Source organism: Jatrophihabitans sp., from assembly GCF_051960575.1.
In the GTDB taxonomy this organism is placed as follows: Bacteria; Actinomycetota; Actinomycetes; order Mycobacteriales; family Jatrophihabitantaceae; genus JBQCEE01.
In genome coordinates this window covers 1-13,880 of sequence record NZ_JBQCEE010000039.1, presented here as the reverse complement: position 1 = coordinate 13,880, position 13,880 = coordinate 1, and the positions used below count along the sequence as shown (strand labels likewise).

Sequence of the window (13,880 nt, the reverse complement as noted above, 5' to 3'; positions counted from 1 at the left end):
CCCGGGCGACCAGCGAGAGCGTGCGGAACAGCGACTCGGCGCCGGCCCGCGCCAGCCCCGCGAGTGCCTCGACGTCCGGCGTCGGGCGGGGGGTGTCGTCCGGTGCGCTCATCTCGCACACCATCGTGTCACGGGTCAGAGCCAGCTGCGGCGCTTGAACAGCACGTACAGCACGATGCTCGACAGCAGCATCAGCCCGATCGCCATCGGGTACCCCAGCACCCAGTTCAGCTCGGGCATGTGGGTGAAGTTCATGCCGTAGACGGTGCCGACGAGCGTCGGGGCGAAGCCGATGGCGGCCCAGGCGGAGATCTTCTTGACCTCCTCGTTCTGCGCGTTGCTCGTCTGGCCGAGGCGCGTCATCTCCTCGTTCTGCCGCTGCGCGACGAGGATCGAGTTGACGGTGAGGATGTCGCGCAGCAGGGCCCGGAAGTTCTCGACCCGCTCGGTCACCTGGCTGACGTGGTCGTCGACGTCCCGCAACGCCCGTTGCAGTTCGACGTCGACGCCGTACTTGTCGAAGCCGGCGCGCAGGGCGGCGAGCATGCCGGTGAGCGGGCCGCACGCGCGCTGGAAGTCGCCGACCTCGCGCGACAGCTCGTAGATGCGCCGCGACACCCGCTCGTCGCCCTGCCAGACCTGCGCCTCGATCTCGTCGATGTCGTTCTCGAGACCCTGGACGACCGGGCCGTAGCCGTCGACGACCGCGTCCAGGATGGCGTAGAGCACGGCCTCCGGCCCGCGCTCGAGCAGCTCGGGGTCTTCCTCGAGTCGGTGTCGCACGACCGAGAGGTCGGGGCTCTCGGCGTGCCGCACGGTGATGACGAAGTCGCTGCCGACGAAGACGTGCAGCTCGCCGAACTCGACCTCCTCGCGCTCGTCGACGTACCTGGCCGCGCGCAGCACCACGAACAGCGTGTCGCCGTAGCGTTCCAGCTTCGGCCGCTGGTGGGCGGCGACGGCGTCCTCGACGGCGAGCTCGTGGAGGCCGAACTCGCCGGCGAGCACCTGCAGCTCGGCCTCGTCCGGCCGGTACAGCCCGATCCACGCCATGCCGCCGGGACGCTCGCGCAGGGCGCGGAAGGTGTCCTGCAACGTCGCGGGCGTGCACTCGCGGCGGCCGTCGCAGTAGACGGCCGTGTCGACCACCGACGGCCGGCGGTGCGTCGAGGCGGGGGACGGCGCGGTGCTGTCGGCAGGCACGGGCCGCCGCGCGGCCGAGCGCCGGCGCGGGCGCAGCCGGGTCAGGTCGACGCTCACAGCCCCATCGCACCGGCTCGGGCCCGGGCGCGCAACCGACGCGCCGTCCTGGGCGTGTCGCCGGAACTGCTGCGACACGACGAAGCAGGTACTTACCTGCAAGCCGGACTGTATGTTAGCGTCCCGTCACCGCATCGAGAGGAGGGCGATCCGTGCCCGAGAAGGTGTTCGTCGTCGGGGTCGGCATGACGAAGTTCGAGAAGCCGGGACGCCGCGAAGGATGGGACTATCCGGCGATGGCGAAGGAGTCGGGCGGCAACGCGCTCGCCGACGCCGGCATCGACTACGGCGACGTCGAGCAGGCGTTCGTGGGCTACGTCTACGGCGAGTCGACCTCCGGCAACCGTGCGGTCTACGAGCTCGGCATGACCGGCATCCCCGTGGTCAACGTGAACAACAACTGCTCGACCGGTTCGACGGCGCTGTACCTGGCCGCGCAGGCGATCCGCGGCGGCCTCGCCGACTGCACGCTTGCGCTCGGGTTCGAGAAGATGCAGCCCGGCTCGCTCACCTCGACCTACACCGACCGTGAGCAGCCGATGATGAAGCACCTGCTCGCGCTGGCCGAGTTGTACGAGTTCGCGATGCCGCCGGCGCCGTACATGTTCGGCGCGGCCGGACGCGAGCACATGGATCGGTACGGGACCACGCCCGAGCACTTCGCCAAGATCGGTTGGAAGAACCACAAGCACTCGGTCAACAACCCGTACGCGCAGTTCCAGCAGGAGTACAGCCTGCAGGAGATCCTGGACGCGCCCACCATCTATGACCCGTTGACCAAGCTGCAGTGCTCGCCGACGTCCGACGGTTCCGGCGCTGCGATCCTCGCGTCCGAGCGCTTCGTCGACGAGCACGGGCTCGCCGACCGCGCCGTCGAGATCGTCGGCCAGACGATGGTCACCGACCTCGCGAACACCTTCGACGGCACGGCCGCAGGGCTCGTCGGCAAGCACATGAGCCGCGCGGCGGCCGACAAGGTGTACGCGCAGGCCGGCCTCACACCCGATGACGTCGACGTCATCGAACTGCACGACTGCTTCTCGGCGAACGAACTACTCACCTACGAGGCGCTCGGTCTCTGCGGCGAGGGCGAGGCCGGCAAGCTCGTCGACAACGACGACACCACCTACGGCGGACGCTGGGTGGTGAACCCGTCCGGCGGCCTCATCTCGAAGGGGCACCCGCTCGGCGCGACTGGTCTCGCCCAGTGCGCCGAGCTCACCTGGCAGCTGCGCGGCACGGCCGACGCCCGTCAGGTCGAGGGCGCCCGCGTCGCCCTGCAGCACAACATCGGCCTCGGCGGTGCCGTGGTCGTCACCGCCTACCGTCCCGCCAACCGCTAGCCACCCGACCGTCCGTCAGCAAGGAGATCACCATGGGCACCATCGAGAAGACCGTCGAGTACGGCGCCGCACCCGAGAAGGTCTGGTCCGTCGTGTCCGACCTCAACCGCTTCGGCGAGTGGCTGTCGATGCACAAGTCGTGGAAGGGCGAGGTGCCGTCCGAGATCACGACCGGCACCCAGGCCACCGCGATCGTCAGCCTGCTCAACATGCCGAACACCATCACCTGGACGGTGGGGGAGTTCGCCCCGCCGCACCGCGTCGAGATGTCCGGCACCGGCATGGCAGGCGTCAAGGTCAGCATCGGGCTCGACGTCGAGGCCGACGGCGACGGCTCGAAGGTCACCATCACCGCGCAGTTCGAGGGGCAGATGATCGTCGGCGCGATCGGTGCCGCGGTCGAGAAGGCCGGCCGTGCGGAACTCGACCAGTCGCTGGCCAAGCTCGGCGAGCTCGTCGGCTGACGATGACCTCGACGCAGGTCCGCTTCGACGCCACGGGCATCGGCGTCTGGGGCGACGCCGACGCCTTCGAGGTGACGCGCGACCGCATCGCCGCCTACGCGGAGGCGACGAACGACCCCATCGCCGCCCACCGCAGCGGCGACGTCGCGCCGCCGGTCTTCGCCGTCGTGCCCGCGTTCATGTCGATGCTGCAGGTGGCCTTCGTCGTGGCGCCGCCCGAGGTGGCGCTGCGGGTGGTGCACGGTGAGCAGGACTTCCGCTATTACCGGCCGATCCGTCCGGGCGACGTCATCACGACACGGGCCAAGGCGCTCGGCTACCGCGGCGCGGCCAACGGCACGTCCGCGGCGTTCCTGCTCGAGTGCCGCGACACCGACGGTGCGCTGGTGAACGAGCAGACCATGACGGCGTTCTTCCGCGGCGTCGACGTGGGCGAGACGGTCGGCGAGCTCGCGCCGCCGCACCGGCTCGACGACGCGGTGCGTGCCGACGCGCCGGTGGCGGTCGTGACCCAGCACGTCGACGACGACCAGACGTTCCGGTACTCGCCGGCCTCGGGCGACCCGATGCCGATCCACCTCGACGAGGACGCAGCGAAGCAGGCCGGCCTGCCCGGCATCATCGCCCACGGCCTCTGCACCCAGGCGTTCACGTCCTGGGCGGTGCTGCAGGCCGTGGCCGGCGGCGACTCGTCACGGCTGCGGCGGCACGCCGTGCGCTTCGCCCGGCCCGTGCTGCCCGGCCAGGACATCACCACCACGATCTGGCGCGCGGGGTCGTGCGGCGGCGTCACCACGTACGCCTTCGAGACCACCACGGGCGAGGGCGACGCCGCGCAGGTCGTCATCAAGGACGGCCTCGCCGAGATCACCGACGAAGGAGCAGGGGATGAGTGAGCATCGCAGCGAGGAACGAGCGAGGAGCGGAGCGAATCCGGCGATGAGCGCTCGCGCGAAGAGCGATGGGCACACTGCAGCACTGGACGGACGGGTCGCGCTGATCACCGGCGCGGGCCGTGGCATCGGACGCGAGCACGCGCTGCTGTTCGCGAAGGAGGGCGCCAAGGTCGTGGTGAACGACCTCGGCGGGGGAGCCGACGGCAGCGGCGCCGACGCCGGCCCGGCGCAGCAGGTCGTCGACGAGATCGTGGCGGCGGGCGGCGAGGCGGTCGCCAACACCGACGGCGTCGACGACTGGGCCGGCGCGCAACGCATGGTGCAGCAGGCGATCGACACGTTCGGCCGCCTCGACGTCGTCGTGAACAACGCGGGCATCCTGCGCGACGGCTACATCGCGAGCCTCACCGAGGAGCAGTGGGACGCCGTGCTCGACGTGCACCTCAAGGGGCACTTCGCGGTGCTGCACCACGCGGCGGCGTACTGGAAGGAGCAAAGCAAGGCGGGCGTCGAGGTCAACGGCGCGGTCATCAACACCGCGTCCCCCTCGGGCACGTACGTGCCGAACGCGGGCCAGGCGAACTACGGCGCGGCGAAGGCCGGCATCGCCGCGCTCACGCTGGTCGCCGCGCAGGAGCTCGAGCGCTACGGCGTGCGCGTCAACGCCATCGCCCCGGTGGCCCGCACACGGCTCACCGTGAACACGCCCGGCATGGGCGCGATCTTCGCCGCGCCCGTCGCCGAGGGCGAGTTCGACGCCTTCGACCCGGCCAACATCAGTCCGCTGGTGGCCTACCTCGCCAGTGCCGACTGCCCGCACACCGGCAAGCTGTTCGGCGTCACGGGCGGCAACATCCAGCAGTTCCAGACCTGGAGCGCCGTCAACTCGATCGACGCCGACGGCCCCTGGACGATCGCCGACATCGCGGCGCGCACCGCGGACTGGAAGTGACGCCGTGATCGAGTGGTCGGAGATGGAACTGGCGATCCAGGACGCGATCCGCCAGTTCGTGGACGCGGAGATCCGCCCGCGGCGCGAGGAGCTCGAGTTCGGCGACCTGCCGCCCTACGACATCCTGCGCAAGCTCTGGAAGACCTTCGGCATCGACGCGATGGCGTCCGACGCACTGAGCGCCATCCTCGACACGGCCGAGGCGAAGGAGCGTGCCCGCGCCGAGGGCGTCGAGACCCCGAAGCGTGACCGGTCCGGCGACGGTGGCATGGGTGCCCTCGGGGCCCAAGCGGGCATGGGCGTCATCCTCATCAAGGAGATCTGCCGCGTGTCGCCCGGATTCGTCGGTGCCTTCGGTGTGAGCCTGGGCCTCGGCGCGTCCACCATCATGAGCCGCGGCACCGTCGCCCAGCAGCGGCGCTGGTTGCCGCCACTCGTCACGCTGGGCAAGATCGCGGCGTGGGCGCTCACCGAACCCGGTTCGGGCTCCGACGCGTTCGGCGGCATGAGGACCACCGCCACGCGGGTCGAGGGCGGTTACCGGCTCAACGGGCAGAAGACCTTCATCACCAACGGCCCCTACGCCGACACGGTCGTCGTCTACGCCAAGCTCGACGACGGCGTCACCGCGCCGCGCGACCGGAAGATCCTCACCTTCGTCCTCGACAGCGGCATGCCGGGCTTCACGCAGGGCAAGCCGTTCCGCAAGATGGGCTTCCACTCGTCCCCGACCGGCGAGCTGTTCTTCGACGACGTCTTCGTCGAGGCCGACCGGTTGCTGGGGGAGACGGAGGAACACAAGGGCGGCGACGGACGCGCGAGCGCCAAGTCGGGCTTCGTCGCCGAGCGCACCGGGGTGGCGGCGATGAGCCTCGGGATCATCGAGGAGTGCCTCGAGCAGTGCACCCGCTACGCGAAGGAGCGCGTGCAGTTCGGCCACCCGATCGCCGACTACCAGCTCGTGCAGCTCAAGCTCGCGCAAATGGAGATCGCCCGCATCAACGTGCAGAACATGGTGTTCCGCGGGCTCGAGCTCGCCGCCGCCGGCAAGCAGCCCAGCCTCGCCGAGGCGTCGGCGATGAAGCTCTACTCGTCGCAGGCGGCCACCGAGGTGGCGATGGAGGCGATCCAGCTCTTCGGCGGCAACGGCTACATGAGCGAGTACCCGGTCGAGCAGCTCGCGCGCGACGCGAAGTCGCTCATGATCTACGCGGGCAGCAACGAGATCCAGGCGACTCACATCGCCAAGGGCGTCCTCGAACGGTGAGACTGCTAGAGGTCGAGGTCCGGGAACATCGGGCGCAGCTGCTTCTTCGCCCGGCGCCACCGGGCCTCGACCTGCGCCGGCTCGAGGTGCCAGGTGCTCACGACGAGCCCGCGCATGACGTCCATGGCGAGGTAGAGCCCGTTGCGCACGACCGGGTCGGCGAGGTACTCGGCGACCCGGCCCTGCAGCAGGTCGGGCACCGCCATCGTCACGATCGGTTCCAGCTCGCCGACGTGCGCGGCGAGTTCGGGGTCGGTGCGCGCCGCCACCCACAGCTCGACGATCGCCGCGAACAGCGGGCCGCGGTGGATGCGCCAGAGCATCTCGAGCGTCGCGCCCACGATGTCGTTCGTGCGCTGCAGCCGCGGCAGTTCGTCGACGCTCGCCTGCACCTGCTTGGCCACGAGATGCCGCAGCGCGGCGAGCACGAGATCGGCCTTGGTGGGGTAGTGGTGCACCTGCGCGCCGCGGGTGACCCCGGCGCGGTCGGCGATGCGGGCCACCGTCGTGCCGGCGTAGCCGAACTCGATGAGGCAGTCGATGGTCGCGTCGAGCAACCGCTCACGGGTGGCGGTGCTGCGCTCCTCCTGCGTGCGGCGCTGGCGGGGCGCGGTGCTCGTCATCCGAGTCATGTTACATACGGTCTGGACGGTATGTGACATGGTGACCTCGGTGGCGTGGCTCGATCCTCCCACGGGACGCACCCGGCTGCTCGAGACCCACGGCGACGGCCCGCCGATCCTGCTGCTGCACGGCTACAGCGACCGGGCCGACACCTGGCGCGGGGTGCTGCGCCACCTGGCTGCGAGGGGCCGCCGTGCGGTCGCGGTCGATCTTCCGGGCTTCGGTCACGCGGCGCCGCGACCGGACGGCCCGATCGTGCCCGCCCTCGACGTCGCGATGCGCGCGCTGATCGCCCACGTCGGCGGCCCGGTGGTGCTCGTGGGCAACTCGCTCGGCTGCGTGGCCGCCCTGCGTGCCGCGGCCGACCCGACCCTGCCGGTCGCCGGCGTCGTCACGCTCAGCGAACCGACCCACGGCGGCCACTGGACGCAGCGCATGCTCACCACCCCGGACGAGCCCTGGCTGCTGCGCCTGGCCGCGCGCGACCCGCGCTTCCCGGCGGAGCTCGCGCGTCGCGTGGTGCTCGGCGCGGGCGCGCGCATCATGTACCCGACCAGCCCGCGGGCCGGCCGGGCGCAGCTGCGCGGCATCGCCGAGTACCTGCTCGCCGGCGGCACGCCGTGGCCGGTGCTGCGCGAGGTGCGCGAGCTCGCCCTCGCCGCGCCCGACTTCTACACCCTCGACCGCATCACCTGCCCGGTGCTCGTCGCGCACGGTGCGCGCGACCGCGTCATCCCGACACGCTCGAGCCGACGCTTGCATGCCGCGCTGCCCGGGAGTGAACTCAGGGTGCTGCCGCGCCTCGGGCACTGCCCGCAGGTCGAGCGTCCAGACCTGGTCGCCGAGCTCATCGTCGAGTTCGCCGACCGTGCCAGTCAGACCCGTCCGTCGTCGACAGGAGATCCCGCATGGCCCGCAGCAAAGACCTCACCGGCAGCGTCGCCCTCGTCACCGGTGGCGCCCGGGGCATCGGCGCCGCCACGGCACGCGCCCTCGCCCGCGACGGGGTCCGCGTCGCCATCGCCGACCTCGACCTCGAGCTCGCCGAGCGCACCGCCAAGGACATCGGCGGCGCCGTCGCCTACCAGCTCGACGTGACCGACTCCGCCGCGTTCACTGCTGTCCTCGACGCGGTCGAGCACGACCTGGGGCCGCTCGACATCCTGATCAACAACGCCGGCATCATGCCGGTGGTCGAGTTCGACGAGGAGTCGGCGGCCTCGATCGACCGGCAGATCGCCATCAACCTGCGCGCCGTCGTGCACGGCAGCCAGGAGGCGGTGCGCCGCATGAAGCCCCGCGGCCGCGGCCACCTGGTCAACGTCGCGTCCGCCGCCGGCAAGTTCGGCTTCCCGGGGGTCGCCACGTACTGCGCCACCAAGCACGCGGTCGTCGGGCTGAGCGAGGCGCTGCACCTCGAACTGCACGGCACCGGCATCGAGGTCTCGTGCGTCATGCCGGCGATCGTGCGCACCGAGCTCACCGACGGGGTGAAGGACCACCCGTTGATGAAGTCGTCGTCGCCCGAGGACGTCGCGGCCGCGATCCTCGACGCGCTGCACCGCCCGCACTTCGACGTCTACGTGCCGAAGGCGATCAACGGCATGACCAAGGTGATGCGGCTGTTCCCGCGCGGCCCGATGGAGGCGTTCGGACGCCTGGTGAAGAGCGACACCGTCATGATCGCCGCGGCCCACGCCCCCGAACGCGATGCCTACGAGAAGCGGGCGGCGGGACTCTGAGCCGATGACCGCCACGCTGCCCACGGTCGAGCGCCCTGACCGCCTCACCGACGTCCTGCTCAAGCGTCTCGCCCACGAGGCGGCGGGACACGGTGCACCCTCCACGGTCGTGGAGGTCTTCACCGGCCGACCGCTCGTCGACGTCCCGACCGCGACACCCGACGACGTCGCCGCCGCCGTCGAGCGGGCCCGACGCGCCCAGCGGGCGTGGGCACAGGTCCCGGTGAGGCAGCGGGTCGGTGTCGTCGAACGTTGGCTGAAGGAGGTTGCGAAGGAGCGCGACACGATCCTCGACCTCATCCAGGCCGAGACGGGCAAGGCACGGTTCCACGCCGAGATCGAGGCCTTCGAGCCGGTGCTGACCGGCCGGTACTACGTGCGCACCGCCGAGGCACTGCTCGCGCCGCAGGCCCGGGCCGGGCTGTTCCCGCTCATGGTGAAGGTGCAGGAGCTGCGCCAGCCCAAGGGCGTCGTCGGCATCATCAGTCCCTGGAACTTCCCCTTCGCACTCGGCCTGTCCGACTCGCTGCCCGCGCTGCTCGCCGGGAACGCCGTGGTGCTGAAGCCGGACGCGCAGACACCGCTCACCGTGCTGTTCGGACGCGAGCTGCTGATCCGCGCCGGACTGCCGCGCGAGCTGTTCCAGATCGTCGTCGGCGACGGCCCGGTGACCGGGGGCGCGGTGGTCGACACCTGCGACTACGTCGGCTTCACCGGCTCGACCGCCACGGGGCGCGCGGTGGCGTCGCGCGCGGCCGGCCGGCTGATCGGCTACTCGCTCGAGCTCGGCGGCAAGAACCCGATGATCGTGCTGCCCGACGCCGACCTCGGCGCGACCGTGCCCGGGGCGCTCACCGCCGCCTTCGCCAACGCGGGCCAGGTCTGCCTGTGCATCGAGCGGTTGTACGTGCACCGCAGCATCCACGACGAGTTCGTCGAGCAGCTGGTCGAGGCCACGCGCGCGCTCGCCGTCGGCCCCGGCTACAACTACGGCGCCGACATCGGCTCGCTCATCTCGCCGCGCCAGCTCGTCACCGTCACCGCACACGTCGACGACGCGCTCGAGCGCGGCGCCACCGCGCTGGTCGGTGGGCGCGCCCGGCCCGACCTCGGCCCGAGCTTTTTCGAGCCGACCGTGCTCGCCGGCGTCACCGAGGGCATGCGCTGCTTCCGCAACGAGACGTTCGGGCCGGTCGTGACCGTGCGCGCGTACGACGACGTCGACGAGGCCGTCGCGCTCGCCAACGACACCGAGTACGGCCTGAACGCCTCGGTGTGGGGCCGCAACACCAAGCGGGCGCGCGAGGTGGGGGCGCGGCTGCGCGCCGGCACGGTGAACGTCAACGACGGCTTCGGCGCGGCCTACGCGAGCATCGACGCGCCGATGGGCGGCATGGGCAACTCCGGCGTCGGCCGCCGGCACGGCGCCGAGGGGCTGCTCAAGTACACCGAGGCGCAGACGGTCGCCCAGGCCGTCGTGCCGCTCGACGCCCCGGCTTGGCTGCCGAAGGAGCACTTCGCCACCGCCATGCGCGTCGGCAACGACCTGCTCCGCCGCACCGGCCTGCGCTGAACGAACCGCTTGTCCCCAGCCCCAGTCATCCGGAGGCCCCGGGAACGACTGGGGCGGGGGACAAGCGGTGGTTCAGGTGATCGGTTCGCAGACGACGACGGGGATCTCGCGCTCGGTCAACGACTGGTAGTTGTCGTAGTCGGCGTACACCGCCACCGCCCGGCGCCAGAGCCGGGCCCGCTCGGCGCCGGTGGCCGTGCGGGCGCGGTAGGCCCGCTTGTCGCGTCCGATCTCGATCTCGACCTCGGGGTTCGCGACGAGGTTGCCGTACCACATCGGGTTCTCGGCCCGGCCGCCCTGCGAGGCGATGAAGACGATGTCCCCGTCATCCTCGAAGTAGACCAGCGGCACGGTGCGCGGCCGGCCGGTCTTGCGGCCCGTGGTCGTGAGCAGACAGACGGGTGCCGGTTGGCGCAGTCCGCTGCCGACCCGCCAGGTGCGGCCGAGCCGACCGCCGGTGAGGCGGTAGAGACGCGTGTGGGCCAGGCCCATGTACTTCAACACCTTCGTGACATACGGCGCGTCGAGGCCATCGGGTTTGGCCTTCACGATGATCCCTGCCCGGCGGCCGCCTCCGCCCACCGGTTCGCGGTGAGCTGCCAGCCCTCGGGGAGCGGTTCCATCGCCTCGTAGCTGCGGATGTAGCCGGTGCGCGCGATGCGCCAGCGCCCGTCGGCCTCACGTCGGTAGGTGTCCTCATAGAAGGCCGCGCCGGTGATGAGCAGGCGGTGCTCGAGCACGAGCACGCGGTCGTCGAGGTACCAGCGGCCGGTGGCGACGTCACCGTCGGCGCTGAGTTCGGGGTGGTGCACCTGGTGCACGGTGATGATCTGCGGGCCGAGCGTCGAGCGCATGTAGTCGACGACCGCGTCGCGCCCGGTGAAGGCGAGCCGGTCGCCGTAGCTCGCGTCGACGTCGGCGGTGAGCGTGTCGGCGAGGCCGTCCCAGTCCTTGAGGTCGACGCAGCGCAGGTAGCGGTACTTCAGCGCGGACAGCTCGGCCAGGGTCGTCGCGTCCATCCCCGGACTACACCACAGGTCGGCCCGGTGCACATCTCGAACCGGACGCGGCCGATCAGGCCGTGCGCCGCCGCCGCCACGCGCGTGGCGCACGCCGCCGGGAATCGCGGGCGACGGGCACCGGCACCTCGCCCGAGAGCCACGTCCGGAGCTGCTCGTAGACGGCCGGGTCGTTCAGCAGGTGGAAGTGGTGGCGCCGCCCGCCGATGTGGAAGGCGCGGTCGGTCTCGAACGGGATCGACCGGTCGCCCTCGCGCCGGCCCCGGCCGTGCGCGCTCGTGTGCGCCACGAGCAGGTCGTGGGCGAAGATCCCCTCCGGCTCGCGCGACAGCGTCGCGCTCACCATCGAGTACGCGACGCCGGGCACCAGCTGCGCGTCGGTGCAGCGGTCGGTGAGCAGTTCGTCGAGGTCGTGGCCGTCCCAGTCGGCCTCGATGAACGAGCCGTAGCGCAGGTCCTTGATGCCGACGCTGCGCCGGTTGAGCCATTGCGCCAGCGGGCGCGTCTCGGGGAACCGCGCGAGCCGGTGCGTGCCCCAGTTGGCGAACCGCTCGAGCGGGGCGCCCATGTGCGGCGTGCCGAGCCCGACCACGTGGGTGAGGTGCCGCACCCAGGGCAGGCCCTGCTCGTCGGCCTGGTGCGCCGCGCTGCGCACGACCAGCCCGCCCATCGAGTGCCCCACGAGCGCGATCTCGGTGACGGGCACCGGCCACTCGTCGACGATCGCGCCGATGAGCCAGGCGAGCTCAGCGCCGTTGGCCGAGATGTGCGCGCCGGTGTTGTAGGTGAGGTAGAGCGGTGTCCAGCCGTCGTCCTCGTGCAGCTTGCGGCCGTAGGTGACGTCGGCGTCGCCCCAGTTCCGCTCGGCGCCGAGCCACCAGAACTGATCGGTCTCGCAGAGGCCGTGGGCGAAGAGCACGAGCCGCCCGGTGGCCGTCTCGCGGGCGTCCCACGCGAGATTGGCCGGGACGCGCCGCAGCGCGCCGTCGTGCAGGCGGGCGCGCAGCACGGGGGCGAGGGCGTCGCGCTCGTCGGCGATGCGGTCGCCCCAGAAGCCGTTGAGGGCGCCGAGCACCAGGCGTCCCTTCGGCGCGTCGTGGGCCGACGGCGCCTGCTCGTCACGCACGTAGCTGCCGACGAGTCCCGCGGCCGCCGGACCGTACTTGAGGCCGAGCCGCGTCGACTCGTAGGCGATCGCGGCGATGCCGTCGTGCACGAGCCCGATGGCCTGCCCGGGCCGCCCGGCCAGGCCGAAGAGCCGTCCGGCGATGGCCTTGTGCATGTCGCGGGCCACCTCGGTGAGCTCGGACAGCGCCGTGCTCGTCAGGGCGCCGGCGTCGCGGATCTCGTCGGGTCGCATCCGTCCAGTGAACAGTCGTGCACTCGACTTGGCAAGACCGGAGGGTGGCAAGCTTGTCGCACATCTCAGCCGTGCGAGTTCCAGGAGACCTGCATGACGTTGCCGGCCGGCATCCCCACCCAGCAGTTCATCGGCGGCACCTGGCGCGACGGCTCCGGCGGGTCGTTCGCGGTGCTCGACCCGTCGACCGGCGAGCCGCTCGGCGACGTGCCGCGCGCCGGCGCCGACGACGTGGGGGCGGCCGTCGACGCGGCGGCGGGTGCGCTGCCGGGCTGGGCGGCCACCGCGCCGCGCGAGCGCGCGGAGGTGCTGCGCCGGGCGTTCGCCGCCATGATCGAGCGCACCGACGAGATCGCGCACCTCATGTCGCTCGAGATGGGCAAGTCGCTCACCGACGCGCGGGGCGAGGTGGCCTACGCGGCCGAGTTCTTCCGCTGGTTCGCCGAGGAGGCGGTGCGCGTGGGCGGCGAACTGCGCACGGCGCCGTCGGGCACGAACCGCATCCTGACCTTCCGCCGGCCCGTCGGGGTCTGCCTGCTGCTGACGCCGTGGAACTTCCCCGCGGCCATGGCGACCCGCAAGATCGGCCCCGCGCTCGCGGCGGGCTGCACCTTCGTCCTGAAGCCGGCCGAGGACACCCCGTACACCGCCCTGCTGCTCGCGCAGATCCTGCACGACGCCGGCGCGCCCGCAGGCGTGGTCAACGTCGTCACCACCGACCGCCCGGCCGAGCTGGTCGACGTCGCGCTCGCCGACGCCCGCGTGTGCAAGCTGTCGTTCACCGGCTCGACGAACGTCGGGCGGCTGCTGCTGAAGCAGGCTGCCGACCGCATCGTGAACTGCTCGATGGAGCTCGGCGGCAACGACCCGTTCCTCGTGCTCGACGACGCCGACCTCGACCTGGCCGTCGAGGGCGCGATGCTCGCCAAGATGCGCAACGGCGGGCAGGCCTGCACCGCGGCCAACCGCTTCCTGGTCGCCGAGTCGGTGGCGGACGAGTTCGGACGCCGGCTGGCCGAGCGCATGGCGGGGCTGCGCATGGGGCCGGGCACGTCGCCGGACACCGAGCTCGGCCCGATGGTCAACCGGCGCGCGGCCGACGGCATCGTCGACAAGATCGAGCGGTCGGTGGCCGCAGGCGCGCGGGCGCTCATCGGCGGCCACCGGCACGACGGCGCCGGGTTCTTCGTGCCGCCGACGGTGCTCGTCGACGTGCCGCGCTCGTCGCCCGTCGCGGTCGACGAGATCTTCGGCCCGGTCGCGCCGATCATCCCGGTCAGGGACGACGAGGACGCGATCGCGCTGGCCAACGCGTCCGAGATGGGACTCACCGGCTACGTCTTCACCCGCGACCTGGCCCGCGGCCTGCGCGTCTGCGAG

13 protein-coding genes and 1 pseudogene are annotated in these 13,880 nt (G+C 71.7%); 9 read left to right on the top strand and 5 right to left on the bottom strand.

Going from position 1 to position 13,880, the window contains the following annotated elements:
- Positions 1-135: 135 nt before the first annotated feature.
- Positions 136-1,260 (bottom strand): magnesium and cobalt transport protein CorA, encoded by a 1,125-nt coding sequence (locus tag ACTHMS_RS01875; protein ID WP_440304983.1) that lies wholly within the window; start codon positions 1,258-1,260, stop codon positions 136-138.
- Positions 1,261-1,412: 152 nt separating this feature from the next.
- On the opposite strand from ACTHMS_RS01875, the gene ACTHMS_RS01870 reads away from it, so the two are divergent.
- From ACTHMS_RS01870 to ACTHMS_RS01850, 5 genes are read left to right on the top strand one after another with little or no spacing between them, the layout of a single operon-like run.
- The gene (locus ACTHMS_RS01870; RefSeq protein WP_440304982.1) at positions 1,413-2,603 is read left to right on the top strand and encodes a lipid-transfer protein; all 1,191 of its coding nucleotides are present in this window, start codon (positions 1,413-1,415) and stop codon (positions 2,601-2,603) included.
- A gap of 32 nt (positions 2,604-2,635) precedes the next feature.
- The gene (locus ACTHMS_RS01865; protein WP_440304981.1) at positions 2,636-3,067 is read left to right on the top strand and encodes a type II toxin-antitoxin system Rv0910 family toxin; all 432 of its coding nucleotides are present in this window, start codon (positions 2,636-2,638) and stop codon (positions 3,065-3,067) included.
- Between the two features lie 2 nt (positions 3,068-3,069).
- Positions 3,070-3,963, top strand: coding sequence for a MaoC/PaaZ C-terminal domain-containing protein (locus ACTHMS_RS01860; RefSeq protein ID WP_440304980.1), 894 nt, complete (start codon positions 3,070-3,072; stop codon positions 3,961-3,963).
- Positions 3,964-4,006: 43 nt separating this feature from the next.
- The gene (locus ACTHMS_RS01855) at positions 4,007-4,915 is read left to right on the top strand and encodes an SDR family oxidoreductase (RefSeq protein ID WP_440304979.1); all 909 of its coding nucleotides are present in this window, start codon (positions 4,007-4,009) and stop codon (positions 4,913-4,915) included.
- Between the two features lie 4 nt (positions 4,916-4,919).
- Positions 4,920-6,182, top strand: a complete 1,263-nt coding sequence (locus ACTHMS_RS01850) for an acyl-CoA dehydrogenase family protein (RefSeq protein WP_440304978.1) — start codon at positions 4,920-4,922, stop codon at positions 6,180-6,182.
- 5 nt (positions 6,183-6,187) lie between these two features.
- Here ACTHMS_RS01850 and ACTHMS_RS01845 read toward each other — a convergent pair whose 3' ends face one another.
- Positions 6,188-6,805 (bottom strand): TetR/AcrR family transcriptional regulator, encoded by a 618-nt coding sequence (locus ACTHMS_RS01845; protein ID WP_440304977.1) that lies wholly within the window; start codon positions 6,803-6,805, stop codon positions 6,188-6,190.
- Between ACTHMS_RS01845 and ACTHMS_RS01840 the strand changes: the two are divergent.
- The 3 genes and pseudogenes from ACTHMS_RS01840 to ACTHMS_RS01830 form a co-directional block, all read left to right on the top strand.
- Positions 6,711-7,640 (top strand): annotated as a pseudogene (locus ACTHMS_RS01840) (alpha/beta fold hydrolase); the annotation flags it as partial. The gene ACTHMS_RS01845 and the pseudogene ACTHMS_RS01840 overlap by 95 nt on opposite strands.
- A gap of 74 nt (positions 7,641-7,714) precedes the next feature.
- Positions 7,715-8,548 carry an SDR family oxidoreductase gene (locus ACTHMS_RS01835; protein ID WP_440304976.1) on the top strand — a complete coding sequence of 278 codons (834 nt, stop codon included), beginning with the start codon at positions 7,715-7,717 and terminating at the stop codon, positions 8,546-8,548.
- 4 nt (positions 8,549-8,552) lie between these two features.
- Positions 8,553-10,121: a succinic semialdehyde dehydrogenase gene (locus ACTHMS_RS01830; protein ID WP_440304975.1), complete on the top strand. Its 1,569-nt coding sequence runs from the start codon at positions 8,553-8,555 to the stop codon at positions 10,119-10,121.
- Between the two features lie 72 nt (positions 10,122-10,193).
- Here ACTHMS_RS01830 and ACTHMS_RS01825 read toward each other — a convergent pair whose 3' ends face one another.
- The 3 genes from ACTHMS_RS01825 to ACTHMS_RS01815 are packed head-to-tail and all read right to left on the bottom strand — an operon-like array spanning position 10,194 to position 12,500.
- Complete coding sequence (locus ACTHMS_RS01825) at positions 10,194-10,613, bottom strand: nitroreductase family deazaflavin-dependent oxidoreductase (protein ID WP_440304984.1); 420 nt, start codon at positions 10,611-10,613, stop codon at positions 10,194-10,196.
- A gap of 53 nt (positions 10,614-10,666) precedes the next feature.
- The gene (locus ACTHMS_RS01820) at positions 10,667-11,140 is read right to left on the bottom strand and encodes a nuclear transport factor 2 family protein (RefSeq protein ID WP_440304974.1); all 474 of its coding nucleotides are present in this window, start codon (positions 11,138-11,140) and stop codon (positions 10,667-10,669) included.
- 55 nt (positions 11,141-11,195) lie between these two features.
- Positions 11,196-12,500: an esterase/lipase family protein gene (locus ACTHMS_RS01815; RefSeq protein ID WP_440304973.1), complete on the bottom strand. Its 1,305-nt coding sequence runs from the start codon at positions 12,498-12,500 to the stop codon at positions 11,196-11,198.
- 93 nt (positions 12,501-12,593) lie between these two features.
- Here ACTHMS_RS01815 and ACTHMS_RS01810 point away from each other — a divergent pair.
- A partial coding sequence (locus tag ACTHMS_RS01810) for an NAD-dependent succinate-semialdehyde dehydrogenase (protein WP_440304972.1) occupies positions 12,594-13,880 on the top strand: 1,287 nt, incomplete at its 3' end.